The 1,458-nt window shown below is 68.5% G+C and carries 1 protein-coding gene and 1 pseudogene; both read right to left on the reverse strand.

The annotated features are described in order from the left end of the window. Positions 1-234: 234 nt before the first annotated feature. Positions 235-882, reverse strand: coding sequence for a class I SAM-dependent methyltransferase (locus E1181_RS31065; protein WP_235877183.1), 648 nt, complete (start codon positions 880-882; stop codon positions 235-237). A gap of 35 nt (positions 883-917) precedes the next feature. Next, positions 918-1,458 (reverse strand): annotated as a pseudogene (locus E1181_RS31070) (class I SAM-dependent methyltransferase); the annotation flags it as partial.

The raw sequence follows: 1,458 nt of genomic DNA on the forward strand, positions 1-1,458 counted from the left end.
CCCACCCGCGCCTTCACCCGACCCACACCCGCAACGGTCTCCCAGATCACCAACACCGTCACGTTGTTGGCCAACCGCTTGCGATAGGTCTCCCGCCCCTGCGAACGGGCCAACTCCCAACCATCCACCATCTCGGGCCACGCGTCGTCCACCACGCCCACTCCTCTCGAACCGGCGCACTCACCGCTCCGACGCACCACACCCCGCGCCCGTTCCCCACGCGGGCAAACCCACTCACGCCCCCGGACGCCCCGCACCCCAGTAGAACGGCCACTCCGTCAGGCGAACCTCAACCGACCAACCCAGCCCCGCCAGCTCCCGCGACAACTCATCCGGCCGGTAGGCCACCTTCACCGCCCGATGCACACCACCATCGCCGGCCCACCGCCGAATCGTCGTCGACTCCACGCCCTCCACCAGCTCCTCCGCCGTGCGCAACGCATCATCGACGAACAACACCCGCCCACCCGGCGCCAGACAACCCGCCACCATCGCCCAGAACTCCGCGAACCGCTCCCGCGGCACGTGCGACAACCAGAACCCGAAGAACACCACGTCGAAAACCCCATCCGGACGCCACCCGAACACATCGGCCTCGACCCACCGCACCCGCTCATCCACCCGCGCAGCGGCCCTGGCCAACATCTCCGGAGACGCATCCACCGCCGTCACCTCATCGGCGTGCCGCGCCAACAGCGGAGTCCACACGCCCGGCCCACACGCCAGCTCCAGCACCCGCCCGGCCGGCGCGAACTCCTCGATGACCTCACCGAGCGCCGACACACCCGGCATCGCCCCGTAATCCCCGTACTCACCGGCAACCGCCCGGTAGTAGGCGACCTGCTCGGCCAACAACGCATCCAGCTCGTCGTCTCCCGCCACACCAGGAGACTAGAACCGCCACCGGCAAGGCGAGCTCAACTCGACCCGATCGCCTCCACGGCATAGGCCGGACGCCACCAGTAGTCGGCCACACGACGCACCCGGATCCCACCGAACCCCGTCTCACCCAGCAACTCCCGCCACCGCGCGATCGACACCTCGTGATTGGCCGGTGGGGAAGTGGCGGAGAACTTGCCCAGCACCACCGGCAGCACGAAACCCACACCCACCAGATCCCGATCGGCCCCGTACTCCCGCAACCCCCGCTCCAACCGGGCCACGCAATCGGCGAACCACACCGGATCCCACACGTCGTCGACCTCCGGCACGTCGAACTCCACCAGCACGAAACGCGACGCATGCCCGCAGATCCAGCTCAACACCTCGCGCTTGTCGGCCTCGCACAGCGACTGCAACGCGAAACTCGACTGCACCACATCCCACCGGCCCGCATGCGCGGCAACGAACTCCTGAGCCGTGACCTGCCACGACTCGTGAACCACCCCGAGCCGCTCCAGCCCCGCGGTCGTCTCCGACAACAATGCCGCACTCGGCTCCACCACACCCACCCGAAAC

The sequence above is a fragment of the Saccharopolyspora terrae genome, assembly GCF_004348435.1.
GTDB lineage: Bacteria > Actinomycetota > Actinomycetes > Mycobacteriales > Pseudonocardiaceae > Saccharopolyspora > Saccharopolyspora endophytica.